22 protein-coding genes and 1 pseudogene are annotated in these 25,854 nt (G+C 69.7%); 9 read left to right on the top strand and 14 right to left on the bottom strand.

From position 1 onward, the window contains the following. Positions 1-24 precede the first annotated feature (24 nt). Positions 25-819, bottom strand: a complete 795-nt coding sequence (locus tag ACFQ91_RS03330; protein WP_376871036.1) for a hypothetical protein — start codon at positions 817-819, stop codon at positions 25-27. Between the two features lie 241 nt (positions 820-1,060). After that, a complete protein-coding gene (locus tag ACFQ91_RS03325) occupies positions 1,061-2,068 on the bottom strand; it encodes an agmatine/peptidylarginine deiminase (protein ID WP_376871039.1) in 1,008 nt (335 codons plus the stop codon). Positions 2,069-2,269: 201 nt separating this feature from the next. Between ACFQ91_RS03325 and ACFQ91_RS03320 the strand changes: the two genes are divergently transcribed. The 3 genes from ACFQ91_RS03320 to ACFQ91_RS03310 all read left to right on the top strand — a co-directional run bounded on the left by ACFQ91_RS03320 (position 2,270) and on the right by ACFQ91_RS03310 (position 5,760). Further along, on the top strand, positions 2,270-3,451 hold the full coding sequence (locus ACFQ91_RS03320) for a CaiB/BaiF CoA transferase family protein (RefSeq protein ID WP_376871042.1): 1,182 nt from the start codon (positions 2,270-2,272) through the stop codon (positions 3,449-3,451). A gap of 256 nt (positions 3,452-3,707) precedes the next feature. Beyond that, on the top strand, positions 3,708-4,514 hold the full coding sequence (locus ACFQ91_RS03315; protein WP_376904033.1) for a DUF5819 family protein: 807 nt from the start codon (positions 3,708-3,710) through the stop codon (positions 4,512-4,514). Positions 4,515-4,572: 58 nt separating this feature from the next. Beyond that, a complete protein-coding gene (locus ACFQ91_RS03310; RefSeq protein ID WP_376871046.1) occupies positions 4,573-5,760 on the top strand; it encodes an HTTM domain-containing protein in 1,188 nt (395 codons plus the stop codon). Positions 5,761-5,868: 108 nt separating this feature from the next. On the opposite strand, the gene clpB is transcribed toward ACFQ91_RS03310, so the two are convergent. Continuing rightward, positions 5,869-8,475 (bottom strand): ATP-dependent chaperone ClpB, encoded by a 2,607-nt coding sequence (clpB, locus tag ACFQ91_RS03305; RefSeq protein ID WP_376871049.1) that lies wholly within the window; start codon positions 8,473-8,475, stop codon positions 5,869-5,871. A gap of 139 nt (positions 8,476-8,614) precedes the next feature. Continuing rightward, positions 8,615-10,195 carry a Na+/H+ antiporter gene (locus ACFQ91_RS03300; RefSeq protein ID WP_376871052.1) on the bottom strand — a complete coding sequence of 527 codons (1,581 nt, stop codon included), beginning with the start codon at positions 10,193-10,195 and terminating at the stop codon, positions 8,615-8,617. A 285-nt stretch (positions 10,196-10,480) separates the two neighbouring features. On the opposite strand from ACFQ91_RS03300, the gene ACFQ91_RS03295 reads away from it, so the two are divergent. Beyond that, complete coding sequence (locus ACFQ91_RS03295; RefSeq protein ID WP_376871055.1) at positions 10,481-11,443, top strand: NAD-dependent epimerase/dehydratase family protein; 963 nt, start codon at positions 10,481-10,483, stop codon at positions 11,441-11,443. Here ACFQ91_RS03295 and ACFQ91_RS03290 read toward each other — a convergent pair. From ACFQ91_RS03290 to ACFQ91_RS03265, 6 genes and pseudogenes are all read right to left on the bottom strand, one after another. Beyond that, positions 11,440-13,105: pseudogene (locus ACFQ91_RS03290) on the bottom strand (FAD-binding dehydrogenase). The gene ACFQ91_RS03295 and the pseudogene ACFQ91_RS03290 overlap by 4 nt on opposite strands. Positions 13,106-13,135: 30 nt before the next feature. After that, positions 13,136-14,086, bottom strand: a complete 951-nt coding sequence (pheA, locus tag ACFQ91_RS03285; protein WP_376871058.1) for a prephenate dehydratase — start codon at positions 14,084-14,086, stop codon at positions 13,136-13,138. Beyond that, a complete protein-coding gene (locus tag ACFQ91_RS03280; RefSeq protein WP_198499870.1) occupies positions 14,083-14,832 on the bottom strand; it encodes a glycosyltransferase family 2 protein in 750 nt (249 codons plus the stop codon). The genes pheA and ACFQ91_RS03280 overlap by 4 nt, the downstream gene beginning before the upstream one ends. A gap of 2 nt (positions 14,833-14,834) precedes the next feature. Then, positions 14,835-15,707, bottom strand: coding sequence for a DUF5926 family protein (locus ACFQ91_RS03275; protein ID WP_376871062.1), 873 nt, complete (start codon positions 15,705-15,707; stop codon positions 14,835-14,837). Between the two features lie 55 nt (positions 15,708-15,762). After that, positions 15,763-16,674: a GTP pyrophosphokinase family protein gene (locus ACFQ91_RS03270; protein WP_198499868.1), complete on the bottom strand. Its 912-nt coding sequence runs from the start codon at positions 16,672-16,674 to the stop codon at positions 15,763-15,765. 170 nt (positions 16,675-16,844) lie between these two features. Then, complete coding sequence (locus tag ACFQ91_RS03265; protein WP_198499867.1) at positions 16,845-17,630, bottom strand: exodeoxyribonuclease III; 786 nt, start codon at positions 17,628-17,630, stop codon at positions 16,845-16,847. Between the two features lie 37 nt (positions 17,631-17,667). Between ACFQ91_RS03265 and ACFQ91_RS03260 the strand changes: the two genes are divergently transcribed. Together ACFQ91_RS03260 and ACFQ91_RS03255 are read left to right on the top strand one after the other, a co-directional pair. Next, the gene (locus ACFQ91_RS03260; RefSeq protein WP_198499866.1) at positions 17,668-18,492 is read left to right on the top strand and encodes a thioesterase family protein; all 825 of its coding nucleotides are present in this window, start codon (positions 17,668-17,670) and stop codon (positions 18,490-18,492) included. Then, positions 18,489-19,289, top strand: coding sequence for an SDR family oxidoreductase (locus ACFQ91_RS03255; protein WP_198499865.1), 801 nt, complete (start codon positions 18,489-18,491; stop codon positions 19,287-19,289). The genes ACFQ91_RS03260 and ACFQ91_RS03255 overlap by 4 nt, the downstream gene beginning before the upstream one ends. Before the next feature lie 401 nt (positions 19,290-19,690). On the opposite strand, the gene ACFQ91_RS03250 is transcribed toward ACFQ91_RS03255, so the two are convergent. Beyond that, positions 19,691-20,851: an NAD-dependent formate dehydrogenase gene (locus ACFQ91_RS03250; RefSeq protein WP_198499864.1), complete on the bottom strand. Its 1,161-nt coding sequence runs from the start codon at positions 20,849-20,851 to the stop codon at positions 19,691-19,693. A gap of 103 nt (positions 20,852-20,954) precedes the next feature. Between ACFQ91_RS03250 and ACFQ91_RS03245 the strand changes: the two genes are divergently transcribed. The 3 genes from ACFQ91_RS03245 to ACFQ91_RS03235 are packed head-to-tail and all read left to right on the top strand — an operon-like array spanning position 20,955 to position 24,108. Further along, positions 20,955-22,142: an MFS transporter gene (locus ACFQ91_RS03245; RefSeq protein WP_232623873.1), complete on the top strand. Its 1,188-nt coding sequence runs from the start codon at positions 20,955-20,957 to the stop codon at positions 22,140-22,142. Further along, positions 22,139-23,125, top strand: coding sequence for an LLM class flavin-dependent oxidoreductase (locus ACFQ91_RS03240; RefSeq protein WP_198499862.1), 987 nt, complete (start codon positions 22,139-22,141; stop codon positions 23,123-23,125). The genes ACFQ91_RS03245 and ACFQ91_RS03240 overlap by 4 nt, the downstream gene beginning before the upstream one ends. Continuing rightward, on the top strand, positions 23,122-24,108 hold the full coding sequence (locus ACFQ91_RS03235) for an NADP-dependent oxidoreductase (protein ID WP_198499861.1): 987 nt from the start codon (positions 23,122-23,124) through the stop codon (positions 24,106-24,108). The genes ACFQ91_RS03240 and ACFQ91_RS03235 overlap by 4 nt, the downstream gene beginning before the upstream one ends. Before the next feature lie 217 nt (positions 24,109-24,325). Here the strand turns inward: ACFQ91_RS03235 and amaP are convergent, their stop codons facing one another. Genes amaP through ACFQ91_RS03220 form a run of 3 tightly spaced genes read right to left on the bottom strand, consistent with a single transcriptional unit; the run spans position 24,326 to position 25,850 of the window. Continuing rightward, positions 24,326-24,922, bottom strand: coding sequence for an alkaline shock response membrane anchor protein AmaP (gene amaP / locus ACFQ91_RS03230; protein ID WP_198499860.1), 597 nt, complete (start codon positions 24,920-24,922; stop codon positions 24,326-24,328). Next, a complete protein-coding gene (locus tag ACFQ91_RS03225) occupies positions 24,922-25,485 on the bottom strand; it encodes a DUF6286 domain-containing protein (RefSeq protein ID WP_198499859.1) in 564 nt (187 codons plus the stop codon). Before ACFQ91_RS03225 ends, amaP begins: the two co-directional genes overlap by 1 nt. Further along, on the bottom strand, positions 25,482-25,850 hold the full coding sequence (locus tag ACFQ91_RS03220; protein WP_232623740.1) for an Asp23/Gls24 family envelope stress response protein: 369 nt from the start codon (positions 25,848-25,850) through the stop codon (positions 25,482-25,484). The genes ACFQ91_RS03225 and ACFQ91_RS03220 overlap by 4 nt, the downstream gene beginning before the upstream one ends. Between the last annotated feature and the right edge of the window lie 4 nt (positions 25,851-25,854).

The following is a 25,854-nucleotide window of genomic DNA, read 5'->3' as shown; positions in this document are numbered from 1 at the left end:
CAGCCGCCGCTATTCTGAACGCCGTCAGCTGCGGGCAGGTCCTTCGTCCTCGATCGAGCGCTCGGGGTCGGAGATGACATCGTTGACTCGCTTCGGCGTCGGGGTCGTGCCCCCGGCAGGCTTCGCGCTCGGCCCAGCACCCGTCGACCCAGCACCCGCGGTGGTGCCCGGAGTCGGCTTGGCGCCGGGCTTCGGCGAGGGAGTCGCGCCGCCTGCCGAGCTGCCGGCCGGTTTCGGCGACGGCGTCGCGGCCGATCCGGAGGTCGCCGAGCCGGGCGTGGAACCGGCCGTGGAACCGGTTCCGATGGTCGAGCTCGAGCCCGTTGTCGACTTCGAACCGCTGGTCGAGCCTGTCGTCGGCTTCGAACCGCTGGGCGAACCGGTTCCGGGCGACACCGGCTTCGACGCCGTGCCGGCAGCGGACGACCCCGCCGATCCGGAGGCCGCCGAACCAGTCGAGCTCGAACCAGCCGCTGCCGAACTTGCCCCCGACGAACCTGCCGAGGCAGAACCAGCCGCGCTCGAACCCCTCGACCCTGCCGAGCCGCTCGACGAGGGTCCGTCGTGCGCATCCTCGTCACCGTCGAGCTCCTGCGCCGCGGCGTTGACCTTGTCGGTCGCCGTCTGGACGGCATCGGCCACCGCCGGAGCCTTCTCGCGGATCGACTGGTTGGCCTTCTCGACCGTCTCCTGCACCTTCGGGTCGGTCCACAGCTCCTGCAACTGCGCCTTGAGCTTCTCGTAGCTCTGGCGGCCGGTCCGAGATCCGAGGACGTACCCGATTCCCAGTCCGGCCAGGAGAATCAATCGCTTCTTCATGGTTGTGCTCTCCTTCGCTGCGTCGCAAATGTGTTCTGAGCCACCAGCCTATACCGACACACCGGGTCAGTGGTGAGGCAATTTCGCGCTGCGGGGTCGATCGTGCCACCGCCCTCCAGGGCAGGCGCGTACTGCCGCGCACGGCGCCCATGGGGAAAAGCGACATTGCCGGAAAACTCCCAGCGTCAGCGGACTGTGTCCTCAGCGCAACGATATGCCGCTTGAGAACACAGCGACACCGTCACAGACTCGGCTGCTGCTGCGTGATGCAGTGGATGCCGCCGCCGCGGGCGTAGAGCTCGCGGGCGTCGACCCCGACCACGGTGCGACCCGGGTACACCCGCTCGAGGATCGCCTGCGCCTCGGCGTCCATCGGGTCATCGAACGTGCACGCGATGACTCCGCCGTTCGTCACGAGATGGTTGACGTAGGAGTAGTCGACCCAGCCCTCGTCGTCCTTGAGGATCTCCGGCGCCGGAATCGGCACGACCTCGAACGGCTGACCGTCGGCGGTCGTCTCGTGCGCGAAGAACTCCTTGAGCTGCTCACTGAACTCATGGTCCGGGTGCTCGGGATTGCGCTGATCGTGGACGAGGACGACACCGGGGCTCGGCATCGTCGCCACGATGTCGACGTGCCCGCGCGTGCCGAAGGTCTGATTGTCCCGGTGCAGCCCGTGATCGAGCCAGATGACCTTCTTCGCGCCGATCGTGCGGGCGAACTCGGCCTCGACATCGGCCTCGGTGAGCCCCGGATTCCGTCCCGGATCGAGCTGCACGCTGCGGGTGGCGAGCACCGTTCCGCGGCCATCGACGTGGATGCCGCCGCCTTCGTTGCGCAGCTGCGAGGAGATCACCGGAACGTCCGCGGCTTCGGCGACGAAGCGGCCGATGTGCTCATCGTTGTCCCACGTCGCCCACTCCTGCGCGCCCCAGCCGTTGAACACCCAGTCGACGGCCGCGAGCTTCCCCTCGTCGTCGACGACGAAGGTCGGGCCGATGTCGCGCATCCACGCATCGTCGAGTTCCGCAGTGACGATCTCGATGCCCTCGCCGAGGTGGCGCTTGGCATGGTCGACCTGCGCCGGGGAGACGACGACGCTGACCGGGGTGAACTCACTGGCCGCATTGGCCACGGCCGCCCACGTCGTGCGCGCCGCCTCGGCGTCCTCCTCCGAGGCGCCCAGCGCATAGCCCGAGGACGGGAACGCCATCCAGATGCGGTCGTGGGCGGCGGTCTCTGCCGGCATGCGGTACGTCATCGTCTACCTCTTCTGTGGTGCTCTCATCCGGAGATCTGGTGGTGCGACTGCGGACGCAGTGTGACTCCGAGTCTAGCGATCCTGTGCGCGGCAGGGCCTGCGGATTTCGCACCTGCCGACCCCGTATAGTCGGGCGAGGAGATCAGTCCGGCAGGGGAGACCGACTGGCAGCGCCGAAGGGAGTCGCACGTGAAGACCGAGGACATCGACGAGCTCTTCGCCAGGAAGGGGACCGGTCCGCTGGCCGGGATCCTCGTCGCGGACTTCTCCCGGGTCCTCGCCGGCCCGTACGCGACGATGATGCTCGCCGACCTCGGCGCCACGGTCATCAAGGTCGAGGGCCGCACCGGTGACGACACCCGGTACTGGGCACCGCCTCGGCGCGGGGACGATGCGACGTACTTCCTCACAGCCAACCGGAACAAGCACTCCGTCGTCCTCGACTTCACCGACCCCGACGATCGCGCCCTCGCCCAGGAGCTCGCCCGCCGGGCCGACGTCCTCGTCGAGAACTTCAAGGCCGGGGGCCTGGCCAAGTACGGCCTCGACTACGACTCGGTGCGGGCGGAGAACCCGGGCATCGTCTACGCCTCGGTGACCGGATTCGGGCGGGACAATCCGCAACCGGGCTACGACCTCCTCATCCAGGGACTGTCGGGGTTCATGAGCGTCACCGGCACCGAGGAGTCCGGCCCGGTCAAGGCCGGTGTCGCCATCGTCGACGTGTTCACCGGCCTCCACACGACCGTCGGCATCCTCGCCGCGCTCGTCCACCGCCAGGAGACCGGCGTCGGGCAACTCGTCGAGACGAACCTGCTCTCCTCGGCGCTCTCGGGCCTGGCGAACCAGACCTCGGCCTACATCGCCGGCGGTGTCGTGCCGCGGGCGATGGGCAACGCCCACCCGAGCCTCTACCCGTACCAGCCGATGCCCACCGCTGACGGCCAGATCATCATCGCCATCGGCAACGACGCTCAGTTCGGCAAGCTCGCCGAGGTGCTCGGCCACCCCGAATGGGCAGCTGACGACCGTTTCGCCCAGGCCGCGAACCGCAACGAGAACCGTGCCGAGCTCGAGCCCTACCTCGTCGCCGCCCTCGCCCGGAAGACGAACCAGGAATGGTACGAGCTCCTCTCAGCGGCCGGGCTGCCGAGCGCGCCGATCAACACGATCGCCGAGGGCGTCGAGCTCGCCGCCCGACTCGGCCTCGACCCCATCGCCGAGGCGGGCACCGGTGACCGCGTCATCCCCACCGTAGCCAACCCGATCCGCCTGTCCGAGACGCCGCCGAGCTACGATCTCGCGCCGCCGACGCTCGGGCAGAGCACCGAAGCGGTCAAGGAGTGGCTGCGACAGCCGGCGGGGGAATGAGTCCGGTGACGGGGTGCGTGATTCCGGTGGCAGGGCGCGCGTGACGCTGCCGGCGGGGGAATGAGTTCGGCGACGGGGCGCGTGGCTGCGATGGTAGGGATCGTTGTCGGCGGGAGCTGTGTGATGGCGAAAAGTCGACGGGAGCGCTCGCGACTCGGTTAGCCTAGAGTCTGAACGAACCCTGAATCGCCAGGTGATCGGTGCCCGCGGCCGCGGGTTCCGCGGCGGTGTGGCCGACGACGAATCCGGAACTGAGATGGACGACACGAAGAGCACTGCTTCGCCGCGAACAGCGAAGTCGAAGACGAATCCCGTGGTCAAACGCACGATCATGGTCATCGCCATGGCGCTGACCGGGTTCCACCTGTTCGCCTCGTTCCTCTGGATCGCGCCGTCGTCGACGCTGCGGGAGGTCATCCCCGGCAACCTGCTCTCGCAGTACATGATCCCGATGTGGGGACAGTCGTGGAGCGTGTTCGCCCCCGAACCGATCAACGGCGACTACTACTTCGACGTCCGCGCCGTCGTCTCCACACCGGACGGCGGAGAGGAGACGACGGACTGGGTGCGGGCGACCGATATCGAACTCGACCACTCGACGTACAAGCTCTTCCCGCCGCGGTCAGCCGGCCTCGGCATCAGTGTGGCCTCGGATCTCAAGGGATCGTGGGACGACCTCAGCGACGACCACAAGTCGATCGTCGCTCTCGACTACTTCCGGGGAGAGGACTCGGTCGAGCGACTGACGACGAAGCTCGACGAGTACGCCGACCCCGACGGCGTGGTCGACGACTACCTGGCGGAGGAGAACACGGCGACGGCGTACGCGACGCAGGTCGCGCTCGCCGTCTGGGGCGAGGATGTGCAGCGGGTCCAGTTCCTCGCGGCCCGGCAGAACGTCGTGCCGTTCGCGCAGCGCAACGACAAGGACGCCGAGCGTCCCGCGGTCCAGCCCGCCACCGTCGGCTGGCGGGCGCTGACCTTCGCCGATGACCAATCGAACGAGGACTTCGCGGACTACTTCTGCGCCTCGGACACAGTGAGGTGCGTCAGTGAGCAGTGAGATGCCGTCCGGGAAGAGGACCACGACGCCGTCGGACGCAGTGTCAGCGGATGATGCGATGACGGGAACGCCGCAAGCGACTGTGGACCGGGACGACCGCAGCGGCGGCGCTGAGGGCTCCGGCGGCGCTGACCGCACCAACGGCTCTGACAGCACCAACGGCTCCGACAGCCCCGACACCCTCGAGAGCAGCCACCACAGCGACGCCGCCGGCGCCGCTGACGCTTCGGCCACCCCTGTCGCCGCCCGCATCGTGACGAAGCTCGCCAGCGGCTGGAACTGGCTCGAGGAGATGCTCACCGGCCGCTACCACGCGACCTACGGACTCGCCGTCACCCGCATCCTCATCGGGGTGACGGGGCTCGGGCTCATCCTCACGAACTTCGCGGCCCGCAACTATGCCTTCGGCGTCGGGGCGGCCTGGAACGGCGAGATCGCCGAACCCCAGAGCGACTTCCCGAACATCTGGCTGTTCTCCCTCTTCCACCGGGCGGTGACGAACCCGCCGCTGTTCACGGCGATGATCATCGGCCTCGCCGTGCTCGCCGTGACGATCATCCTCGGCTGGCGCACCCGCATCATCCTGCCGTTCTACCTCGTGGCCTGGGTGAGCTTCATCGAGCTCAACGACAGTGCCGGCGACCAGGGCGACAACGCCTACCGGATCTTCCTCATCGCGCTCCTCTTCGCCGACACGACGCGACGCTGGTCTCTCGACTCCCGTCGCCACCGGAAGCGCTTCGGCACCCTCCCTGCGGCCGCCGACGGCCCGTGGATCCTCATCATGGCCAACAACCTCGCGATCGTCGTGCTCGCCTTCCAGGTCTGCGCGATCTACATGTCCGGGGGACTCTACAAGGCCGGCGGCCAGGCGTGGCAGCACGGCTACGCGGTCTACAACCCGCTGCAGACCCTCCAGTTCGGCACCTGGCCGGTGCTCTCCGACCTCGTCACCGCGTGGGGTCCCGGCGTCGTCGTCATCTCGTGGGGGTCGATCCTCTTCCAGTGCGCCTTCCCGTTCATGCTCTTCAACCGCTACACGCGGGTCGTCGCGCTCCTCGGCATCCTCTCGTTCCACCTCGGCATCGCCCTCCTCATGGGCCTGCCGTGGTTCTCGCTGACGATGATCGCCGTCGACGCGATCTTCATCAAGGACAGCAGCTACGAGAAGCTCAGCGCACTCCTGCGACGCTGGTGGTCAGCGTCGGGCATCGGCTCCCGGAGCGGTGCCCGACAGACCGGCTGAGCGCGGCAGGCCGGCTGAGCGCTGCACCCTCACCGAGGTGGCCGCAGACGCAGCGACAGACACAACGAGGGGGCGACCGGTGCGGTCGCCCCCTCGTCCAATCTGTGCTCACTTCTTCGCGTGCAGCTCCAGTCCTGTCGTGTCGGCGTGCACCGGCATCGTCACTTCGACGGTGTCGCCGTCCTGGACGTCACCGGCGAGCATCGCACGGGCGAGCTTGTCGCCGATCTCGCGCTGCACGAGGCGACGCAGCGGACGCGCGCCGTAGGCGGGATCGTAGCCTTCGAGCGCCAGCCAGTCCTTCGCCTCCTGCGTGACGTCGAGCGTGATCCGGCGGTCGGCCAGACGCTTGTCCATGCTCTTGATCTGCAGGTCGACGATCGAGGTCAGCTCGTCGTTGCTCAGCGCATCGAAGAGCACGATGTCGTCGAGGCGGTTGAGGAACTCGGGCTTGAACGCCGAGGCGACGACGTCCATGACCGCGTCCTTCTGCTCCTGCTCGGTCATCGCTTGATCGACGAGGAACTGCGAACCGAGGTTCGAGGTGAGGATGAGGATCGTGTTCCGGAAGTCGACCGTGCGGCCCTGACCATCCGTGAGACGACCGTCATCGAGCACCTGCAGGAGGATGTCGAAGACGCTCGGGTGCGCCTTCTCCACCTCATCGAGGAGGACGACGGAGTACGGCCGACGGCGCACCGCCTCGGTGAGCTGACCGCCCTCGTCGTAGCCGACGTAGCCGGGAGGCGCACCGACGAGCCGCGAGACCGTGTGCTTCTCGCCGTACTCGCTCATGTCGATGCGGATGAGGGCCTTCTCGTCGTCGAAGAGGAAGTCGGCCAGCGACTTCGCGAGCTCCGTCTTGCCGACACCCGTGGGGCCGAGGAAGAGGAACGAACCGGTCGGGCGATCCGGGTCGGAGACCCCGGCCCGGGACCGGCGGATCGCATCGGAGACCGCTGCAACCGCGTCCTTCTGCCCGATGAGTCGCTTGCCCAGCTCGTTCTCGGCGCCGAGGAGCTTCTCGACCTCGCCCTGCATGAGACGTCCGGCGGGGATGCCGGTCCACGAGGCGACGACCTCGGCGATGTCGTTGGCCGTGACCTTGTCGCTGACCATCGGATCCGAGCTCTGCCCGGCATCGGCTTCGGCCTCTTCGGCTTCGGCCTCGGCGATCTCCTTCTGCACGGCGGGGATCTCCCCGTAGAGCAGGCGGGACGCCGTCTCCAGGTCGGTGTCGCGCTGGGCCTTCTCGGCCTGCGACCGCAGCTCGTCGAGCTTCGTCTTCAGCTCACCGACCCGGTTGAGGCCGGCCCGCTGGGATTCCCACGTCGCCTCGAGGGCACGGAGGTTCTCCTCCTTGTCGGCGAGGTCGGCGCGCAGATTGCTCAGGCGCTCCTGCGACGCGGAGTCCGTCTCCTTCGACAGCGCCATCTCCTCCATCTTCAGACGGTCGACCGAGCGGCGCAGCTCGTCGATCTCCGCCGGAGCGGAGTCGATCTCCATGCGCAACCGGCTGGCCGCCTCGTCGACGAGGTCGATCGCCTTGTCCGGCAGCTGACGCCCGGTGATGTACCGGTTCGACAGACCCGCCGCGGCGACGAGCGCGCCGTCGTTTATCGAGACCTTGTGGTGGGCCTCGTAGCGCTCCTTGAGACCGCGGAGGATCGCGATCGTGTCCTCGACGCTCGGTTCCCCGACGTAGACCTGCTGGAAGCGACGCTCGAGCGCCGGATCCTTCTCGATGTTCTCGCGGTACTCGTCGAGGGTCGTCGCGCCGATGAGCCGCAGCTCACCGCGGGCGAGCATCGGCTTGAGCATGTTGCCGGCGTCCATCGAGGAGTCGCCGCCGGCACCGGCGCCGACGATCGTGTGGAGCTCGTCGATGAACGTGATGATCTGGCCGTCGGCGTTCTTGATCTCCTCGAGCACCGCCTTGAGCCTCTCCTCGAACTCGCCGCGGTACTTCGCGCCGGCCACCATGGCCGAGAGGTCGAGGCTGATGAGCGTCTTGTCCCGCAGCGACTCCGGCACGTCACCGGCGACGATGCGCTGGGCGAGGCCCTCGACGACGGCCGTCTTTCCGACTCCGGGCTCGCCGATGAGGACGGGGTTGTTCTTCGTCCGGCGGGAGAGCACCTGGATGACGCGACGGACTTCCTTGTCGCGGCCGATGACGGGATCGAGCTTGCCCTCGCGGGCGGCTGCGGTGAGGTCGATGCCGAACTTCTCGAGCGACTGCATCGTGTCCTCGGGATTCTCCGAGGTCACCTTCTTGCCTCCGCGCAGCTCCGGCAGAGCCGCGAGCAGGGCGTCGCGGCTGGCGCCGTTGGCGCGCAGCGCATCGCCGGAGCCGTCATGGCCGCCGGCGGCGGCGAACAGCAGATGCTCGGTGGAGACGTACTGGTCTCCGAGCGAGGTCATCTCCTCCTGCGCCTGGTTCATCAGCTCGAGGGCGGCCCGGGACAGGCTCGGCTGCGCCACGGACTGTCCGCTCACGGTGGGGAAGCCGCCGATGACGGCGGCGACCGCGGTGAGCACGGTGCTGCGGTCAGCGCCGACCTTCGCCAGGAGGTTCGAGGCGAGAGAATCGGGCTGTTCGAGCAGTGCGGCCACGATGTGGGCGGGCTCGACCTGGTTGTTGTGGCGCGCGACGACGTCGTTGACTGCCGTCTGCAGCGCCTCTCGCGATTTGGTGGTCATCTGTGCGTCCATGCGCATCTCCTCAACAGTGGTGGATTGTGCTTCTCTCTGGTGCAACGCCTCCAAAGTTGAGTCTATTCCACTCAACTTTGATTTTCGAGGGTCAGTTCACACAAGCGTTCATGTCAGGGGTCCCATGCCTCCGTCCCGGTCACGACTGCAGCACCGCCTGCAGGTCGAAGCGCCGCAGCACCTTGTCCGCCGCCTCGGGGTCGATGCCGCGTTCGCGGCGGGCCCGGAGCACCTCGTCCCGGGCGGCCTGCATCGCCCGCTTCTGCACGGCGAGGAGCCGCTGGCGGTTCTCCTTGAACTCGGTCGCCTTCTCCGCACTCACCTGATCATCGGGAGTGCCGAGCAGCTGGGTCCGCAGCGTCCTGAACCGGGTCCGCAGCGCCTCGGCGACATCATCGGGCAGGTCGTCATCGGACTGGATCTGCCTGATCGCCGCGGCATACGCGCGCTTCGCGATCTCCTCCGTCTGCCGCCTCTCCTTCTCCGCCTCGTCGTCGATGCCGAGGGCCCCGACGACGGCCGGGAACGTCAGGCCCGCGAGGACGAGGGTGACGAGGAGGACGACGGCGGCGGCGACGAGGATGTAGGAGCGACCGGGGAACGGTTCGCCGGAGTCGGTCAGCTGCGGGATCGACAGGGCCAGGGCGATCGTCGCCAGCCCGCGCATCCCGCCCCAGGTCATGAGCACCGAGTCGCGGACGTTGAGCGGGGCCGCGTCCGGATCCTCCTCCCGGATGCGCTTGCTGATGAGCAGCATCGAGAGCAGGAGCCAGACGAATCGCACGACGATGATGACCGCGGCGATCGCCAGCCCGATGAGCACGGCGCGCCCGAGGTCGGAGCTCTCGGTCTCGATGACGACGCGGAGGTCGAGGCCGATGAGGCCGAACGCGATGCCAGTGATGAGCATCTCGAGAACCTGCCACGTCGTGGCCTGCGTGACGCGTTCGGCGGAGTTGCCCTCGACGTCGCGCCGCCGGACCTCAAGGGCGGCGACGACGACGGCGATGACGCCGCTGGCGTGGAAGTGCTCGGCGAGCAGGTAGACGCCGAAGGGGAGGACGAAGAGGAGTGAGGACCGGGCGACCGTGTGGTCGATGCGCTCCATCACCCACCACGCGACGAAGACGACGAGCCAGCCGATGGCGATCGCGACGACCGCCGAGAGGACGAAGGCGACGGCGAGACTGCCGAAGTCGACATCCGTGTCGGCCAGGGCGGCGGCCATCGCGGTCTGGAAGATGACGAGGGAGGCGGCGTCGTTGAACAGGCCCTCGCTCTGCAGGGTGCTCATGATCCGGCGCGGGATCGACACGGTGCCGGCGACCGCGTCGACGGCGACGGGGTCCGGCGGGGCGAGCATCGCGCCGAGGGCGATGGCCGCGGCGATCGTGATCCCCGGGATGAGGAGCAGCGCGGACCCGGCGACGGCGGCGACCGTGACGCCGACGAGGGCGATGGCCATGCCGAGGATCGTCCGCCACCGGATCGCGAAGAGCGCCCACGAGGTCTTCTGCGCGGCTGCGAAGAGCAGCGGCGGGAGGAAGAGGGGGAGGATGAGCTCGGGGTCGATCGTGACATCGGCGAAGGTGGGGATGAACGCGCCGGCGATGCCGACGACGACCATGAGCGCGGGCCAGGGCAGACGGAGCCGCTGTCCGATGCCGACGACGATGCTCGTCGCCGCGCCGAAGCCGATGACCATGAGCAGAGTCGTCATCGGCATCCTCCTGCGGCGGCGTGTGCGAGCAGGCTGTTCGCACAGGTATCGGTTGCGACAGTGCCCATTGTAGGCTCGCGCTCACCGCTTGAGAGGGGAAAGGATGAGGAAATCGCGGCGCCGAGGCGGGGCCCGGGTGTCGCGGGCCGGTGCGGACCGTGCGATGTCGCGGATGCGGATCGACCATGTGGGCATCCGCGCGGATGCGGCCCCGACGTCGGCTACAGTGGCACTAGCAGGGCGACGCACAGCGTGCGGGAGAGCGGTTGAAGGGAAGGAGCAGCGGTGGCGATAGTGGTGACCGGCGCAAGCGGCTTCATCGGCGGAGCCATCGCTCGCGCCCTGGCGACGCGTGACGAGACGGTCTATGCGCTCTGCCGCCGCGACCCGGAGATCCCCGGGGTCAACTTCCACGAGTGGGACATCAGGCAGCCGGCCCCGACCGCCGTGCAGTCGCTGGCGAAGTCCGTCACCGCAGTCTTCCACTGCGCCGGACTCACCGATGTCACCGCGGCCTACGACGACTTCTACGATGTCCGTGTCACCGGCACGCGCCACGTCCTCGACGTCTTCGCCGACGCCCGGATCGTCCACATCTCCTCGACGACGGTCTACTCGCCGACCCAGCCGCACACCGACCTGTGGGAGGAGGCGGGCCCGCAGGATCCGAGCGAGTACCACGACGACTATGCGAAGACGCATGTGCTCGCCGAACAGCTGCTCGCCCGCATCCGCCCGGACGCCGCCGTCCTCCGTCCCGCCGCGGTCTACGGCCCGGGGGAGACGATGCTCATGCCCAGCCTCAGCCACTTCGCGAAGAAGGGCGTGCTCACCCTGCCCGGCGGCGGCCGGCAGAAGATGACGCTGACGGCGATCGACAACCTCGTGCGGGCCGCGCTCGCGTGCCTCGACGTGCCCTCGGCCTCCGGTCCGTTCAACATCGGCGACCCCACCCCGTACCGGCTCAAGGACGCCGTGGCCACGCACTTCGCGCGCATGGGCTATCCGCCGGTCGTCATCGAGGCGATCGCGAAGGACAAGGCCCTCGTCGCGGCGAAGGTCGGGCTCAAGGTCAAGTCCCTCTTCAAGCGCGGCGACAGCGCCCGGCTCTTCCTCGTCGAGTACCTGCAGTTCGACCGGACGTACAACCTCTCCCGGCAGCAGCGCGTCCTCGGCATCTCGACGACCCAGTTCCTCACGCCCTCGCGCTTCCAGCAGGGCCCCGACGCCCCGGACCGGAGCGCCTAGACCGACTGCGCCACGGCCCGTCCGGCGCGCAGCCCCGTGAAGATGCACCCGCCGAGGAACGTCCCCTCGAGCGCGTTGTACCCGTGCATGCCCCCGAAGCCGCTGACCTCACCGGCGGCGAAGAGCCCGGGGATCGGCGTCCCGTCGGACGCGAGCACCTCACCCTCGAGGTTCGTCTCGAGCCCGCCGAGGGTCTTGCGTGAGAGGATCCCCAGCCGCACCGCGATGAGCGGGCCGTGCGCGGGATCGAGGATCGGATGCGGTGGCGCCACCCGCACGATCCGATCGCCGAGGTAGCGGCGGGCTCCGTGGATCGCCTGCACCTGCGGGTCCTTCGAGTAGGGGTTGGCGACCTCCCGGTCCCGGTCGACGATCTGGGCGACGAGGTGGTCGTGGTCGATGACGGGTCCGCGGGAGCGGGCGTTCATCCCCGCGACGAGCTCCTCGGTCGTGTCCGCGACGACGAAGTCGGCACCGTAGCGCGTGAACGCCTCGACCGGGGCCGGTGCCCCGGTGGACCGGGCGCGCGAGGCTCAGCCGCCAGTCCTTGAGCGTGATGTCGGGGTTCTGCTCGGAGCCCGAGAGCGCGAACTCCTTGGCGATGATCGTCTCGTTGAGGACGAACCACGAGTAGTCGTGACCGGTGCCGAGGATCGCCGCCATCGTCCGGTTCGTGTCGAAGCCCGGGTAGTTCGGGGCGGGGAAGCGGTTGCCGGCGGCGTCGAACCACAGCGAGGACGGTCCCGGGATGATCCGGATCCCGTGCCCCGGCCAGATCGGATTCCAATTCTCGATGCCCTCCGTGTACGCCCAGATCCGGTCGCGGTTGATGAGGTTCGCCCCAGCCGCCTGCGCGATGTCGAGCATCCGCCCGTCGACGTGGGCGGGCACGCCGGCCAGCAGGTGGGCGGGGAATTCGCCGAGGCGGTCGGTGGGCCAGAAGCGGCGCAGCAGTTCGGCATTGTGGCCGATCCCGCCGCTGGTGACGATGACGGCGGGAGCGCGGAACTCGAACTCGCCGACCTCCTCGCGGTTCGAGGCCACACCCCTGGCCGTCGGACTCGGGGCGAGCACGTGCCCGCGGATCCCGACGACGGCGCCGTCGGCGACGACGAGTTCGTCGACCCGGTGGCGGAAGCGCAGGTCGACGAGCCCGCGCTCCTCCGCGGCCTCGACGGGCTCCCGGAACACCCGGACCACCTCGGGGCCGGTGCCCCACGTGAGGTGGAAGCGGGGCACGGAGTTCCCGTGCTCGGAGGCACCGGACCCACCGCGCTCGGCCCAGCCGACGATCGGGGTGAGCCGCAGACCGAGCCGGCGCAGGTAGTCCCGCTTCTCCCCGGCGGCGAATTCGAGATAGGCCTCGGCCCACGCACGCGGCCAGCGGTCCTCGGCCCTGTCGAATCCCGCCGAGGCGGCCCAGTCCTGCCGCGCGAGGGCGAGGGAGTCCCGGACGCCGAGGCGGCGCTGCTCGGGGGAGTCGACGAGGAACAGGCCGCCGAGCGACCAGTGGGCCTGCCCGCCGAGGTTGGCCCGGTTCTCCTGGTCGACGATGAGCACGGACCTGCCGGCCTGCGTGAGCTCGTGGGCGGCGACGAGTCCGGCGAGGCCGGCTCCGACGATGATCGCGTCCGGGGTCGGTGAGGTGGCGGCGGTGCTCATCGGGCTCGACTCCTTCGTCGGCGGGTGGGGTCAGGCGGTCGGCGAACCGTCCGCAGCGTCGAGGATGCCGGACATCCAGGCGATCGCGTCGTCGAACGAGGCGTCGGTCGTCGTCGGATCGACGATCGGCCGGGTCCCGTCGGCGCTCGGGTAGCTGCCGAGGAAGGTCAGCGACCGGGCGACCCGGTGGACGCCGATGAGGGCATCGGAGACCCGGGCCTCGCTGATGTGGCCGAGGAGGTCGATCGAGAACTGGTAGAGGCCGAGGCGGTCGCCGGTCGGGCGCGACTCGATCCGCGACATCGTGATCCCGCGCGTCGAGAACTGCTCGAGGAGTTCGAGGAGGGCGCCGGCCCGGTCGGAGCGCAGGGCCGCGACGACCGTCGTCTTGTCCGCTCCCGTCGGATCGGGAATGCGTCCGGGCAGCGTGACGACGACGAAGCGGGTGACGGCATCCTGGCGGTCGCCGATGTCCTCGGCGATGACGTCGAGGCCGTAGCGCTGCGCGGCCAGTGCCGGGCACACGGCGGCGACGTAGTCCGCGGCGTCGCCGGCGAGATCGCGGGCGGCCGCGGCCGTCGAGGACGTCGGAATGTAGACGGCGTCGGGGAAGTGCTCGGCCATGTAGCCGCGCACCTGCGCCTCACCGTGCGGGTGGCTGCCGAACGACGTGATCGCGTTCGGGTCGGTGCCCGGGCGCACGGCGAGGACGAAGCGGACGGGCACGACCACCTCGGCGATGATCTGCAGGTCTCCGTGCCCGGTGAGCGCATCGATCGTCGCGGGCACACCGCCTTCGACGGAGTTCTCGATCGGCACGATCGCGGCCGCGCAGTCGCCGTCGAGGACGGCGTCGAGGGCGGCCGCGGCGCCCCGCATCGGCAGGGTCGTCGCCGTCTCGGTCTGTCCCTGCTCGCCGAGGTAGCTGAGCAGAGCGGCTTCGGTGAAGGTCGCCTCGGGGCCGAGGTACGCGTACCTCATGAGGACGCCTGCTTCGCCTGCCGCCGCCTGGCCATGAGCGCTCGGGCGACGTCGCGGTACTGGGCTGCGCGGTGGAGCTGCGCCTTGAGATCGCGGCCGGTCACCCGGTGGTGGAGGTCGCATTCGACCTCCTCGACGCGCAGGCCGGCGTTGACGACGTCGATCGTCATGCCGGTCTCCACACCCCAGCCGGCGGCGAACGGCAGGGCCGCGTCGAAGGCCTCCCGGGAGAGGCAGCGCATGCCCGACAGGGGCTGGGTGGCCTCGAACCCGGAGAGTTCGGCGATGCCCTTCTTCGCGAGCCCGACGACGAAGCCGAAGCCCCCGCCCTTGCGCTTCTGCGCGGGCAGGATGGCGATCGTCATATCGGCCTCCCCGGCGAGCACGGGGGCGGCCAGGGGTGCGGTGTTGACCGCGGAGTCCTCGAGGTCGCCGTCGATGAAGAGCAGCGCCCGGTGGGCCGGTGTCTGCCCGGGCGGGGTCTGAGAGATCTCCCGGTTGCGGATCGCGAAGGCCCCGGTCATCATCGCCGCGGCCTTGCCCTTGTTCTTCGGGTGGGTGACGACCTCGGCGCCGGCGCGCCGGGCCACGGTGCCGGTGTCATCGCTCGACCCGTCGTCGACGACCATGACGATGTCGACGCCGGGGATGAGCTTCGTGCTCGCCACGGTCGCGGCGATGCGCTCGGCCTCATTCATCGCGGGGATGACGGCGGCGATGCCGATCGGGCTCGGGTGCTCAGTCATGGTCAGTGGATGGTGAGCTGGCGGGCGACGATGCCGGAGCGGGTCCGGCGGGCCTCGGTGCTCAGCGGGGAGTCGTCGCTCAGGGCCTCGTCGAGACGCGTCGCGAACTCGGCGATCGGCTCCTCGACGTCGTCGACCTGGGTGCCGAACTCGAGCTCCCAGACGGGCACGATGATCCCGTGGGCGCGGAAGTAGCCGAGGAACGTCCCCGGTCCGCCGAGGTCGTTGCGCCCCTCGGCCTGCAGCCGTGCGAGGGCGTCGACGACCTGGTCCTCGCCTTCGGACCGGGCCCAGCGCACATAGGTCCGGCCCGACATCTCCGTCCAGTAGGCGGAGTCGACGGAGGCGAGCTTCTCCGTCGGGGCGATCGAGTCGTTGGCCTGTTCGAGGGCAGCCGCCACCTCGGCGTCGTCACCGGGCAGCTCCCAGTACTCGAAGGTCTCGAGGACGCGGACGTCGAAGGGGTGGGCGTCGTCGAGGATGTCCTGCAGCCGCGGTCCCTCACCGGGTTCGGTCGTCGCCTCGATCGTCGTGCCGGGGGCCGCGTCGGCGGCGGCGAGGATGCCGCGGGCGACGTCACGGGAGGCATCGGTCGAGGACACGGGCACCTGCATGCCGGCGAGCACGGTGCCGTCCTCGCGGTGCCAGGCCTGCCAGGCCGCCGGCAGCAGGGAGGCGATCGTCACGGTGTGTCCGCCGAAGTCCTCGCGCAGCCGGACCTCCGCGGTCGCGGCGGGCACGAGTTCGCGCAGGCAGATGAGGTCGGCTTCGAACGGCAGGCCCTCGAAGGGGCGGGGCACGAAGGCCGTGGCCTGAGCCCGGGCCAGACGCTTGGCGATGAGGTCTTCCTTGGAGCGCTTCGACTTCTTTCCCATGGGACGCAAGTCTAATCGGTGCCGGGCCCCTGGGCGGTCAGCGTCCGGCGCGGCCTCAACTCTCCCCGGCGACGGGGATGAAGTACCGGGTCGAGTGGGACTCGTCCATCCGCACCCGCAGAGTGTCGCCGGGGGAGGGCAGTCCCGCCCGGTCCGGGTTGTCCGGGGTGAGCCCGAGGGTCTCGAAGCGGATGATCCCATGGCGGCCCACCTCGTCGGCGGCGAGGACGTAGGAGTGCTTGAGCTCGCGGATGGTCACTTCGATCGAGGGCGCCTCGGTGTCGGGGTCGGTCATCGCCCGCGGCGGGGCCGCGTTGCCGAGGCCGAGGTAGGCGCCGACGTCGTCGGCGATGAAGCCGGCGACGGAATCGGCCTGCGCGAAGAGCCCGGCGAGGACGAGGCCGAGCCTCTCCTGCTGCGAGTCGGAGGTGAGCACCTGACCGGGTTTGAAGAGGTGCTCCTCGGAGAGCACGCACCACGCGTCCTGGAGGATGGTGCGGATCTGGAGTTCGACGAGGACGGAGGGCTCGGAGTCGAAGGGCACCTCGACGATGAGGTGGCGTCCCCGGTAGCCCGAGGGCTTCGGGTGTGCGGAGTAGTCGCGCACCTCGGCGATCGACAGGGACGAATCGTCGTTCGGATCGGTGAGCACGTCCCAGAGCACGGCCTGCTCGCGTTCGGTGCGGCACACCACTCGGGCTCCGACGACGTCGATGACCTGGTTCTCGACCTCGACGGCCTCGTGGATCTCATCGTTGGCGTCGGCGAGCTTCCGGCGCAGCTTCTCGCCCGTGCGCAGCGGGTCCTTGATCCGGCCGGGGACGATGCGGACGCGGTCCTCCGTCAGCTGCGGAGACCGCGAGCGGGCGGACTCGATCCAATCCTCGACCGTCTCGAGCGCTGCCCTCCAGGTGGACTCGCGCCGGTCGTAGGCCTCACCGACTAGCTCGCGGACTTTTGCTGACATCGTCGTCACCTTCCTCCTGGTTCAACTTCACCAGATGAGACGGGCGATGTCCATGCTTTGCGCGTCGTTTTGCGCGACCGGATCACTCGCCGAGGCGGTGGCGGGGAATCCGCGGGCAGAATCCGCGGGCGCGGTCGACCGCCCGCGCGACTCAGCAGTCCCAGCCGACCTCAGAGGTCGTAGTCGACGATGACGGGGGCGTGGTCGGACGCGCCCTTGCCCTTGCGCTCCTCGCGGTCGATCTGCGCGGACACCGCCGCCTCGGCGAGGACTGAGGATGCGAGCTCGAAGTCGATGCGCATCCCCTCCTTCTTCGGGAAGCGCAGCTTCTGATAGTCCCAGTACGTGTAGACGCCGGGCCCCGGGGTGAACTGCCGGGTCACCTCCTGCAGACCCGCGCCGAGGAGGTCGGTGAACGCCGCGCGCTCGGGCGGGGAGACGTGGGTGGCGCCGTCGAAGGCCGCCATGTCCCAGACGTCCATGTCGAGCGGGGCGACGTTGAAGTCGCCGCACAGGACGATCCGCTTCTCGGGGTCTGCGGCGAGCTGCCCGGCGATGTCGGCCGTGAGCGCCCGGTACCACTCAAGCTTGTAGGCCAGATGCGGATGGTCGAGCTCACGGCCGTTGGGCACGTAGAGGGAGTGGACCCGCACCCCGCCGCACGTCGCCGACAGCGCACGCGCCTCGACGACGCCTTCGTACTCGGGGATGCCGGCGAAGCCGATCTGCGGATCGCTCAGCCCCACGCGGGAGGCGATCGCCACGCCGTTCCACTGGTTGAGCCCGTGGAAGGCGACCTCGTAGCCGCGGGAGTCGAAGATCTCCCGGGGGAACTGGTCGTCCCGGCACTTGAGCTCCTGGATGGCGAGCACATCGGCATCGGAGCGGTCGAGCCACGCTCCGATCCTCTCCTGGCGGGCACGGATCGAGTTGACATTCCACGTCGCGATTCTCACCCCACCACCCTAACCGGTTACCGGATAGTCTGAAGCCATGCCTGACGCTCTCAACGCCCACCTCGGCCACGACGGATCACCGGTCCCCGACTCCTACTACGTGCGCCGCGGCGAGGACCGCTTCGTCTCGACCCTGCACAGCCAGGGGGCGTGGCAGCCCGGCGAGCAGCATCTCGCGCCCGCGTCGGGGCTCATCCTCGCCGAGGTCGAACGCCGCCTGCCGAGTGACAAGATCGTCTCGCGCATCAGCTACGACATCCTCGGCGTCATCCACTCCGGTGAGTTCACGATCGACGTCGACGTCGTCCGGCCGGGTCGGACGATCGAACTCGTCGAGGCGCGGATGCGCCACGGCGACCGCGTGAGCATCGCCGCCCGGGTGTGGCGGCTGCTCGGCAGCGACACCGCGGACGTGGCCGACCACGAGTGGACGCACCTGCCCGACCCGGAGTTCGTTCCCGCCGTCCCGTTCGCCCAGCGGTGGTCCGGCGGCTTCATCGCCTCCCTCGAGGGGCGACAGGCCGACGACGCCCGGCCCGGCCATGCGCGCAGCTGGATCCGCTCGCCCTTCCCGCTCGTCGACGGCGAGGTCGACCCGCCGACCGCGGCGCTGGTCAAACTCGTCGACACCGCGAACGGCCTCGCCGTCCGGGTCGATCCGGCGACGACGTTCTTCCCCAACGTCGACCTCACCATCCACCTCACGCGCACCCCGGAGCCCGGCTGGGTCGGCTTCGAGACCCGCGTGGCCTTCGGTCCGACCGGGATCGGGGAGACCGCGAGCGTCCTCAGCGACGCCACCGGCCCGCTCGGCACCGCGGCCCAGTCTCTGACCGTGCGAGTGGGGCAGGGCGCGAAGTGAGCAAGAGCCCCCGTCCGAGAGCCCTCGTCACCGGCGCGAGTGCCGGGCTGGGGCGCGGGTACGCGCGGGCGCTCGCGGCGGAGCACTATGACCTCGTGCTCGTCGCCCGGGCTGAGGACCGGCTGCGGGAGCTGGCGGCGCAGCTGTCGACCGCCCACGGGATCAGCGCCGATGTGGTCGTCGCCGACCTCGCGACGGAGGCGGGCATCGCCGCGGTCGCGGAGGTCATCAGGTCCACGCGCATCGATGTCCTCATCGGCAACGCCGGTTACGGACTGAAGGAGGGCCTCCTCGACTCCGACCCCGAGGCGCTCGCCGCTCAGGACCGGGTGCTCAGCACCGCCGTGCGCGAGCTCGCCCTGGCCGCCGTGCCGGGGATGCGGGCCCGCGGTCGCGGCGGGATCATCACGGTCTCCTCGCTCGCGGCCGTGACGACGATGGGCCAGTACGCGGCCTCGAAGGCTGCCGCCCTCGTCTTCACCGAGGCGCTCGCCGGGGAGCTGCGCGACGAGCCGGTCACGGTCACCGCCGTGCTCCCCGGTTTCGTCCGCACGGAGTTCCACGACCGCCTCGGCGCGAGGCGTCCGGGACCGGGCTGGATGTGGCTCGACATCGACGAGGTCGTCGACGTGTCCCTGCGTGACGCGCGGGCCGGGAAGGTCGTCTCAATCCCCGGAATCCACTACCGTCTTGCGGCAAATGCGGCGAGATTGGTCCCGCGCCGTCTCATCCGCTGGGGGTCGGCGGGATTCGCCTTCGATCGGCAGCGCGGCGAGGGCGGTGCGCGAGGGGCCTGAGGGAAACTTTTTCGCAAAGTTTTTTCGGCCGCACGCGGTAAGAGAAGTTGAGGGTTGAACCATCTGACCCACCGCTCTGAACTGGAAATTCGCGGAAGTTCGCGTTCAGCATTCTTGTTCAATGAGACCAAATATGTCTCAAATCATTCTTTACAACAGGCCGTGAAGTGTGGTGGAATTGTGATGTCCGCCCGGTGGGGATCGGGTGGACATAACGGACGTATGGGGATGCGTCCGGGTACTCGAGGGGAGTGCTGCGAGGACCCCGGGTTGACGCGATTACGCGCCCCGGGGTCTTTGTCATTCACGACAAACGCACGTCATGAACAAGTCGCTGACAGGTCACGAACGGGACATGACCGACCGGTTCGAACGGGCGATCAGCTGAGATCGCAACGAGGTCAGCGAAGTCCGTAGGACTGGGCACCCGTTCCGGCGAGCCCGCCGCCCTCGACGATGAGGTAGTCCTCTTCGATGGGGCGCCCCTCGAGGAAGCGCTGGAGGATGTCGAGGGTGCCGGCGGCATACCTCGCCTGGGCCGACAGCGTCGTTCCCGAGATGTGCGGGGTCATCCCGTTCCACGGCATCGACCGCCACGGGTCGTCGGCGCCGGCCGGCTCCGGATTCCACACATCGCCGGCGTACGCGGCCAGATGCCCCGAGCGCACGGCGGCATCGACGGCGGCGGGGTCGACGAGCTCGGCCCGCCCGCAGTTGACAAGGTACGTTCCACGCCTGAGGGAGCCGAGCAGCTCCGCGTCGAAGAGATGCCGAGTCGCCGGATAGAGCGGAACCTGCAGGCTGATGATGTCCATATGCTGAGCCATCTGACCGATGTCGGGATGGAAGGTGAGGCCGAGCTCCTCCTCGAGTGCGGGGTCGAGCCGGTGCCGCTGCGTGTAGTGGAGCTGAAGTCCGAAGGGCGCGAGCCGCCTGAGCACCCCACGGCCGATCCGTCCGGCGCCGACGGCGCCGAAGGCCATCCCCTGGACGTCGTAGCCGCGGGAGACGCATTCGGCGATGTTCCAGCCGCCGCTGGCCGCCGTTAAGTGCGAGGGCAGATAGTTGCGCACGAGGGCGAGGATCATCATGACGATGTGCTCGGCCACGGAGTCGGAGTTCGACCCGGTCACCTCGGCGACCGTGATGCCCGCCTCCGCCGCGGCCTCGAGGTCGACGTGATCGGACCCGATGCCCGCGGTGAGCGCGAGCCTCAGGTGCGGGGCGGAGGCGATCCGCTCCCGGGTGAGGTAGGCGGGCCAGAACGGCTGCGAGATGACGATGTCGGCGCTCGGCAGGAGGCGGGCGAACTCGGAGTCCGGGCCCTCCTTGTCGCTCGTGACGACGAACTCGTGGCCGTGGGACTCGAGGTACTCGCGCAGCCCGAGCTCTCCGGAGACGCAGCCGACGAGCTGGCCGGGGACGAAGCCGAGCGGCGGCTTGGGCATCGGCGCCGGTGCGCCGTCGACGTCCCATGTCACCGCCGGGATCTCATCGCGGGCATAGGGCGGAGGGTAGCCCGACTGCGGGTCGGGGTAGAGCACACAGAGGATTCTCGCCATCGAGATCAGCCCATCGCGTGAAGGTGCATTGTCAGGGAACCCTGAGTCTAAGTCCCCGGCCTGGGTATATTCTGACCGGACGGCGGAGGGTGAGGGGGTGAGCATGGTCAAGGAGGCGCAGACGGCGAGGTTCGCCGTGGCCGGTCTCATCATGGTCGCGCTGCTCGCCGCCGCGGCCGCCCCCTCCCCCCTCTATCCCGTCTACCAGCAGCTGTGGGGGTTCTCCGACTTCACCCTCACGGTGATCTTCGCGATCTACGTCCTCGCCCTGCTCGCGACGATGATCGCGCTGGGCTCGCTCGCCGACGTCGTCGGCACCCGCTCCGTCCTCGTCGCCGGACTCCTCGTCCAGATCGCGGCGATGGTCCTCTTCATCCTCGCCGACGGCGTCGGTCCCCTCATCGTCGCCCGCCTCGTCCAGGGAGCGGCGACGGGACTGTGCACGGGGGCGGCGTCGGCGATGATCGTCGCCCACCAGCCCAGTCAGCCGGCGGGCGCCCTCGTCTCCGGCGGTTCCTCGCCGATCGGGCTCGCGCTCGGCGCCGCGCTCGCCGGTCTCCTCGTCGAGTACGCTCCGTGGCCGCGCCAGCTCGTCTACTCGGTGCTGCTCGGCACCTATGCCGCTCTGCTGATCGCCCTCATCCTGTTGCCCCGCGATCCCGTGCCGCGGCAGCCGGTGCGCCTGCGGGCCCTCGTCCCGCGGGTCGGGCTTCCCGCGGCGGTGCGCCCGCTCTTCATCCGCCGGATCCCCGCGCTGCTCGCGATCTGGGCACCGGCCGGACTCTACCTGTCCCTCGGGGCCTCGCTCGTCCACACCACCTTCGGAGTCGACAACACCTTCGTCGTCGGGCTCACCCTGGCCGTCTTCTTCCTCCCCGCGCCGGCGGCCACGTGGCGGATGCGGGGGATGACCCCGCGGCGGCACGGACTGCTCAGCTTCGGGCTGCTCGGGCTCGGGGTTCTCTGCACGGTCGTCGCCGTCCTCGTCGACTCGCTCGCCCTCTACATCGTCGCCTCGGCGCTGGCCGGGGCCGGCTTCGGCGCGGGCTTCTCCCGGGTCATGGGAACGATCGGCCAGGCCGCTCCCGCCGCGGACCGTTCCCGCACCTTCGCGACGACATTCATCGTCGCCTACACCGCGTTCAGCGTCCCCGCCGTGCTCGCCGGCCTCGCCGCCCAGCACTTTGGCCTCGTCCCGACCTTCATCGTCTACGGCCTCTGCGAGGTCGGAGTCGTCATCATCGCCGCCGCACTCGCCGCGACGTCCCCGAAGAGAGGAGCACCATCATGACCCCGCTGTCCATCCTCGACCTCGTCCCCGTCTCCCAGGGAATGGAGACCCGCACCGCACTCGACGAGTCGCTGGCCCTGGCGAAGCTCGCCGACCGTCTCGGCTACCGGCGGTACTGGTACGCCGAACACCACAACGTGCCGACGTTCGCCTCCTCGGCGACGTCCCTGCTCATCGGGCGGGCCGCGGAGAACACGAGTCGGATCCGGCTCGGCTCCGGGGGAGTGATGCTGCCCAACCACTCCCCGCTCATGGTCGCCGAGTACTACGGCACGCTCGCCGCGATGTACGGCGACCGCTTCGACCTCGGACTCGGCCGCGCCCCGGGCACGGACCCGCGCACGGCGGCGGCGCTGCGCCGAGGGCAGGCCTCGGCGGACACCTTCGTCGAGGACGTCGTCGAACTCCAGCGCCACCTCGGCGACGGGACGGGGGAGACGACAGCGCATCCCGGGCAGGGCACCCGGGTGCCGCTGTGGATCCTCGGGTCGAGCCTCGACGGGGCGACGGTCGCCGCGGCCATGGGCCTGCCCTACGTCTTCGCCTCGCACTTCGCGCCGGCCGCCCGCCACGAAGCGATCCGGCGGTACCGGGAGAACTTCTCCACCGACTACGTCACCGCGGAGCTCTCCGCGCCCTACGTCATGGCCGGGGTCAACGTCCTCGTCGCCCCCACCGACGAGGAGGCCGAGCACCTCTTCACGACCGCGCAGCAGCTCGCCGCCGGCATCGGCACCGGCCGGCGCACCCCGCTCGCCCCGCCGGTCGGCGACATCCGGGAGGTCGTCGATGCCGGCGTGCTCGCCTTCATCGAGGACTTCCAGCAGGTGCGGGCCGTCGGATCCCCGCAGACCGTGGTCACCGCCTTGCAGGAGATCATCGCCGACCTCGGCGTCGACGAACTCATCATCACGACGTACACGTTCGACCCGGCGATGCGCGCGCGGTCGTTCGAACTGCTCGCCGAGGCGTGGGAGCTGTGAGCGCGGACCCACCGGTGACGGCGCGGATGGTCCGCTTCGACCGTTTCGGCGGCGACGACGTCCTCCACGTCAGCCGGCTCGGAGTCTCGGCCCCGGACGCTCTGCAGGTCAGCGTCGCCGTCGCGGCGGCCGGGGTGAATCCGGTCGACGTCCGGATCCGGTCCGGCCGGTATCCCGGTGTCGGCGAGGACCGGCTGCCGTACACGCTCGGGCGCGACGTCGCCGGCGTCGTCGTCGAGTGCGGGGCGCAGGCGGAGAAGTTCTCCGTCGGCGACGCGGTCTTCGGGATGGTCGACATGCACGGCGGCGGATACGCCGAACGGGTCGTCGTCGACCAGCATGCGCTGACGACGACACCCGCCGGCGTCGATGCCGTCCGGGCCGGGTCGATTCCGACCGCGGGCCTCACCGCGTGGCAGGGGCTCTTCCGCTACGGGCGAGTCACCGCGGGCTCGACCGTGCTCATCCAGGGCGGCACCGGCGGGGTCGGGCACTTCGCGATCCAGTTCGCGAAGGCGGCCGGCGCCCGTGTCATCACGACGACGTCGACGCCGCACGTCGCCTTCGCCCGGGAGCTCGGCGCCGACGTCGTCATCGACTACGAGACGCAGGACCTCTCCGGCGTGACCGGCGTCGACGTCGTCCTCGATCTCGTCGGGGGTGCTGCGAGGGCGGCATCGTGGGCCGTGCTCGTCCCCGGCGGTGTGCTCGTGACCACGCGCGACGCGCCCTCACAGGAGGAGGCTCGGGCGCACGGGGTGCGGGCGCTGCGCTTCACCGTCGAAGCCGACGGCGCAGAGCTCGCCGAGATCGCCAGGCTCGTCGCCGCCGGGACGGTCACCCCGCACATCTCAGCGACGCACCCGCTGGAGCAGGCCGCCGCGGCGCTGACCGACATCGAGAGCGGACACACCGTCGGCAAGGTCGTCCTCGAGGTCGACCCCGGCAGCACTGACTCTGGCAGCACCGAACTCGGCAGCTGAGACGACATCACCCCGACACCAGGTCCTGTGCAGGGACCCGGGTCGGGGTGATGGTGCCGTCGGCTGGACGGCGGAGGCCGCCGATCCGGCCGGCGGCGGTGGAAGTGCCGGCCGAATCGACGACCGGCTGGGGGTCCGGGACTGCTCCCGGGAATCAGACCGGCGACTGAGCGCCGTCTCACCGCCGGGGATCCGGCGGTGAGACCCGCTGACTGCGCTAGGCGAGGGTGACGCTGCGCTGCTTGCGGTTGGGTGTGCGGGCGATGCCGATCTCGAGTCCGACCGCCGCCAGCGGCTCCCCGAGCGCACTGCTCGCGTTGCGGGCGACCCTGTCGGCCACCTCGGCGACGATCGCATCGATGTCGGCGCGATCGTCGACGTCGATGTGGATGACGAGCTCGGGGCGACGCGCGGTGCCGCGGACGATGACCTGAGCGGAGTCGACGCCCTCGATGGTCTCGAGGTCGTCGGAGACCGCCTCGGCGATGACATTGGCCGTCACCGTGGTCAGGCCGGTGCGCGCATCCTGCTGCAGACGCAGCGGCTTCGCCGCGTCCTTGCGCGGGATCTGCAGCGACAGCCACCAGATCCCGATGATCGCGAGCACGACCGCGATGAGCACCGCGACGAGGGCCGAGAACGACCACGTGAACGGCACCGCGAGGACGCCGAGGGAGCTCGACGGTTCGAGTCCGGCGACGATCGCCGACAGGAAGCCGAAGCCTGCGGCCGCGGCACCGGCGCCGACGATGAGGCACACGAGTCCGACGATGAAGAGCAGGGTGCGATTGGCACCTGCGGCCATTCTTCTCATCACTGCCTCCTCTGGGCGTGCACGCGCACGCTCGGTTGCCTGTCGAAGCCGATCGCCGAGAGACGGTCCGTCACGGCCTGGCCGACATCGCTGCGGATCGCGGCGGTGTCGCGCACCGGGGTCGCGACGGTGACGATCGTCGACCGCGCGTTCGAGGCCGCGCGGACGCGGGAGACCCCGTCGACGGAGTCCGCGGCGGCTGCCGCGAGGTCCGAGACCGCCGAGGTCGGCAGGGCGACTTCGAACTGTTCGATGTATTCGCTCGTCGGTGCCCGGAAGCCGACGATGCGTCGGGGTCCCGGGGAGATCGCGAGGATGATGAGGATGAGTCCGATGACACCGAGGACGATGCCTGCGCCGATGACGATCGGCATCCCCCACTGGAGGGACTCGGCGCCGGAGACACCCGGCAGCGTCGTCGTCAGCGCTGCCTCGGCGCCGGACTGGGCGATGGCGGCGATGCCCGCCCACCCGAGCCCGACGGCGACGAGGAGGAAGACGACGGCGACGATGACTGATGGCACGACCCGTGCGGGACGGGCGCGCAGGAGATGAGCGCTCATGCCAGACTCCTCACTTCGCTGGGATGGCTCGCCGATTCGGGCTTGAGCCAGGTCACGTCGATGTCGACCTGCCGGACGGTCACGCCCGTGAGCGATTCCACCTCGGTGCTCAGCTGCTGCCGAACGGTTTCGGTGGTCGCCGAGATCGGCAGCGGGTAGGCCAGTCCGAGCTTCACATCGAGGGTGCAGCTGCGGCCTGAGAGCGTGACGTCGACGCTCGGTCGGGTGTCGAGACTCGAGTTCCCGCCGATGCCGAGGAAGCCCGACGTCGACCCGCCGACCCCGGGGAGGCCCTTGAGGATCTCCGAGGCGGTCTTCTCGATGACTCGGTCGGCGATCGTGAGGCTACCGCGTGATGCAGCCACAGCG

Origin of the sequence: Brevibacterium sp. NPDC056726, assembly GCF_042790515.1 — a bacterium.
GTDB classification, from domain to species: Bacteria; Actinomycetota; Actinomycetes; order Actinomycetales; family Brevibacteriaceae; genus Brevibacterium; species Brevibacterium sanguinis.
The sequence above is the reverse complement of the archived record's forward strand: the minus strand, read 5'-3'. Positions and strand labels throughout refer to the sequence as shown.

Coding starts and splice junctions, on each gene's coding strand:
- ACFQ91_RS03275 (WP_376871062.1), bottom strand. CDS start 15,707: ATGGGAAAGAAGTCGAAGCGCTCCAAGGAAGACCTCATCGCCAAGCGT.
- ACFQ91_RS03330 (WP_376871036.1), bottom strand. CDS start 819: ATGAAGAAGCGATTGATTCTCCTGGCCGGACTGGGAATCGGGTACGTC.
- ACFQ91_RS03270 (WP_198499868.1), bottom strand. CDS start 16,674: ATGTCAGCAAAAGTCCGCGAGCTAGTCGGTGAGGCCTACGACCGGCGC.
- ACFQ91_RS03240 (WP_198499862.1), top strand. CDS start 22,139: ATGACCCCGCTGTCCATCCTCGACCTCGTCCCCGTCTCCCAGGGAATG.
- ACFQ91_RS03280 (WP_198499870.1), bottom strand. CDS start 14,832: ATGACTGAGCACCCGAGCCCGATCGGCATCGCCGCCGTCATCCCCGCG.
- clpB (WP_376871049.1), bottom strand. CDS start 8,475: ATGGACGCACAGATGACCACCAAATCGCGAGAGGCGCTGCAGACGGCA.
- ACFQ91_RS03245 (WP_232623873.1), top strand. CDS start 20,955: ATGGTCAAGGAGGCGCAGACGGCGAGGTTCGCCGTGGCCGGTCTCATC.
- ACFQ91_RS03250 (WP_198499864.1), bottom strand. CDS start 20,851: ATGGCGAGAATCCTCTGTGTGCTCTACCCCGACCCGCAGTCGGGCTAC.
- ACFQ91_RS03325 (WP_376871039.1), bottom strand. CDS start 2,068: ATGCCGGCAGAGACCGCCGCCCACGACCGCATCTGGATGGCGTTCCCG.
- ACFQ91_RS03310 (WP_376871046.1), top strand. CDS start 4,573: ATGACGGGAACGCCGCAAGCGACTGTGGACCGGGACGACCGCAGCGGC.
- amaP (WP_198499860.1), bottom strand. CDS start 24,922: ATGAGAAGAATGGCCGCAGGTGCCAATCGCACCCTGCTCTTCATCGTC.
- ACFQ91_RS03315 (WP_376904033.1), top strand. CDS start 3,708: ATGGACGACACGAAGAGCACTGCTTCGCCGCGAACAGCGAAGTCGAAG.
- ACFQ91_RS03300 (WP_376871052.1), bottom strand. CDS start 10,195: ATGACGACTCTGCTCATGGTCATCGGCTTCGGCGCGGCGACGAGCATC.
- pheA (WP_376871058.1), bottom strand. CDS start 14,086: ATGAGGTACGCGTACCTCGGCCCCGAGGCGACCTTCACCGAAGCCGCT.
- ACFQ91_RS03260 (WP_198499866.1), top strand. CDS start 17,668: ATGCCTGACGCTCTCAACGCCCACCTCGGCCACGACGGATCACCGGTC.
- ACFQ91_RS03225 (WP_198499859.1), bottom strand. CDS start 25,485: ATGAGCGCTCATCTCCTGCGCGCCCGTCCCGCACGGGTCGTGCCATCA.